The 2,502-nt window shown below is 73.7% G+C and carries 3 protein-coding genes; 2 read left to right on the forward strand and 1 reads right to left on the reverse strand.

Annotated features, from left to right (window positions below; translation table 11 throughout):
* Window positions 1–194: 194 nt before the first annotated feature.
* Window positions 195–665 carry a hypothetical protein gene (locus AXW62_RS32510; protein WP_060947640.1) on the forward strand — a complete coding sequence of 157 codons (471 nt, stop codon included), beginning with the start codon at window positions 195–197 and terminating at the stop codon, window positions 663–665.
* Window positions 666–982: 317 nt separating this feature from the next.
* Here the strand turns inward: AXW62_RS32510 and AXW62_RS32515 are convergent, their stop codons facing one another.
* Window positions 983–1,750, reverse strand: coding sequence for an NPP1 family protein (locus tag AXW62_RS32515; protein WP_060947639.1), 768 nt, complete (start codon window positions 1,748–1,750; stop codon window positions 983–985).
* Between the two features lie 529 nt (window positions 1,751–2,279).
* On the opposite strand from AXW62_RS32515, the gene AXW62_RS32520 reads away from it, so the two are divergent.
* The coding region (locus AXW62_RS32520; RefSeq protein WP_159061008.1) for a winged helix-turn-helix transcriptional regulator at window positions 2,280–2,502 on the forward strand (223 nt) is incomplete at its 3' end.

The following is a 2,502-nucleotide window of genomic DNA, read 5'->3' on the forward strand; positions in this document are numbered from 1 at the left end:
ACCGGGGCACGGGGCAGGTCCTCGGGCCCGCGTACACCCGGGCCCTGGGGGACATCGGCCACAATGTGCCCCAGGAGGCTCCTGCGGCCTTCGCCGAAGCCGTGGTCGTAGCCGTGGCCGAAGCCGGCGGTCCGCGACGGCACCGGCCACCGCCGCGCCCACGGGACGACGCCACATCCGAAGGGGGCAAGGGGATGGCGGAGTTCGAAGTGGCCACCGGTGCGGCGGGGGCGCCCTCTAGCGACGACCGGGGGCGGCGGGCCGCGGTACGGACCGCGTTCGAGGGGCTGTTGCAGATCCGGCGGCTGATGAACACCGACGCCGCCGACCCCGAAGGGGTGCCCGCCGAATGGGAGCGGCGTCGGCCGATCCGGGCCGTGGCGCTCGCCCTGGAGGCCGCCGGCGTTCCGCCGTCCGCCGTCGACGCGGACGGGCACCGCGTCGCGACCGGATACTGTCTCGGCCCGGCGGAACGGGCCGGGGTGGTGCGGGTCGAGTGGCTGGGCCCGCCGGGAAGCGGTGCCGGATACGCGGCGCAGGAGGCGTTGCGGAACTGTGCGGCTGTGCTGCGGCGCCTGGGCTGGGAGGCGCTGGAGTACCGGGGGCCGCGCCGTCGGCACCACCTGGAGGTCGAGCCGCCACCACCCGGGCCATCCCGGCGCTGACGCGCTGACCACCCGGGCCACCCCCGGCACTGACACGCTGATAACCACCCAAGCCGCCCCCGGTACCGACGCCCTGACCACCCGGGCCGCCCCCCGGCGCTGACGTGCTGACCGCCCGTCCCTCTCCGCCCGCGACCGGTCCTCCCCGATCCCACCGGGTGGTGCTGACCGCCCGAACCTCCCCGGCCCTGGCCTGATCGTCCGTACCTCCCCGAACCTCCCCGTACCTCCCCAGCCCTCCCCGGCGCCGACCGGGCCGGAGGTGCGGCCCGGGAGGCGGGGCCCGTGACGCCGTTCCGCCTCCCGGGGCGGGCAGTTCACGCGTTGGGGTCGAAGGGGACCCCGGACGGTTTGGCCTTGGCGAGGTGCGCGTTGAGCGTGTCGTCCTTCAGGCCGAAGGTGGCACTGCCGAAGTCGGCCTGACTCAGCTTGTCGCGCAGCCCGGCGGGGTAGCCGTTCCAGCCGACCAGCGCCGGGTACTGCCACGTGTGGTCGTGGTTCTCCGGCGGTTCGTCATGGGAGTCGGCCGGGCGGAAGCAGTGGGTGCTCAGACCGTCCTTGTGGTACACGACCTTGGGGTGGGTCCCGTCCCAGAGGATCTGGTCGCGGCCGTAGACAGTGAAGTCGCCGTGGGCCGAGGTGGCGACGTACTTGGCCTCGTTGTCCTGCACCCACACCACGACGTGCTCCCAGTCGTGGCGGTGTCCGCCGAGACCGCTGCCGGCCACGGCCTGGTCCTTCTCGAAGTACAGGCCGTAGATGATGGCGCACCAGCCGTTGTTGCAGGTGGAGCGGGCGTATCCGTTGGTGTTGTCGAGGTCCCAGGAGTCGCGGCACTGGCCGTTGAGGGCCCCGCTCGGGTTGAGGCCGCCCGCGATCGTCCCGTCGGGCCCGATGGCGGGCGTGGGGTAGCAACCGTCCGTGTCGTAGTCGAAGGCCGGCTCGAACGCCTGCTCCGTGGCGTCCGCGTTGGCGGGCAGGGCCGTGGGCGGATCCGCCAGCGCACTGCCCGGGAAGGCCACGACCAGCGCGATGGCGCTGCCGAGGATGGCGGACACCCTGCGGATCCGCGAATGCTTCGTCACTGTGCTCTCCTGATCGCCTCCGGTGTGGCTCCACACCGGGAGGGGGGGTTGGCATGTTCAGGTCAGTACGCAGCATGATCGCATCCCCTGACCGGCGGCGGCAGGTGTCCTCGTGATGAAGAGTCGGCCAACAGCTCCGCACGCGGCCGACGACCGGCTCCCCGGCGAACTCCGCGCCCCACGCGGCGGGTGCCGGAGAGGCGTCACAGGTCTCCCTCGAGACGAGGGAGCCGGGGCGGCGCCGAACGCGGCCGGGAGCACAGGCTATGCATGAGGGGGCGTCAAGCCAACCGTCCCCCAGCACCGGTGACGGTCCGGCGCGGCCCGCGCGGCGCCGGGCCCCCACCGGCCGCCGCACGCCGCCGCACGCCGCCACACGCCGTCGCGGGGCGGTGGCCCGCCCGTCGCCGTGCCCGCGCCCACCGCGCGGACCGGACGCCACGAGGCGGACCCGGGGCGCCCGCGACGCCTGGACCTCGTTTTTTCCGGACCGTTGACAGAAATAGCGCGACCTGACCATGCTGTTCGCATGCACCCCCATCAGGAGGGCCCCCTGTCCCGGCTGCGGCGCGGACACGAGGACTTGGTACTGGAGCTGTTGCGCAAGCACGGCCCGCTCAGCCGGGCTGAACTGGGGCAGCACAGCGGGCTCTCCCGGACGACCCTCAGCGATATCGTCACCGAACTGATCGAGAGCGGGGCCGTGGTCGCCTCCGCACCCGGTACGGCCCCGCGCAGGCGGGGGCGGCCGG

Origin of the sequence: Streptomyces hygroscopicus subsp. hygroscopicus, from assembly GCF_001553455.1 — a bacterium.
Classification (GTDB): domain Bacteria; phylum Actinomycetota; class Actinomycetes; order Streptomycetales; family Streptomycetaceae; genus Streptomyces; species Streptomyces hygroscopicus.

Excerpts from the sequence above, each read along its gene's own strand:
- AXW62_RS32510 (WP_060947640.1), top strand. The coding sequence starts at position 195 with ATGGCGGAGTTCGAAGTGGCCACCGGTGCGGCGGGGGCGCCCTCTAGC.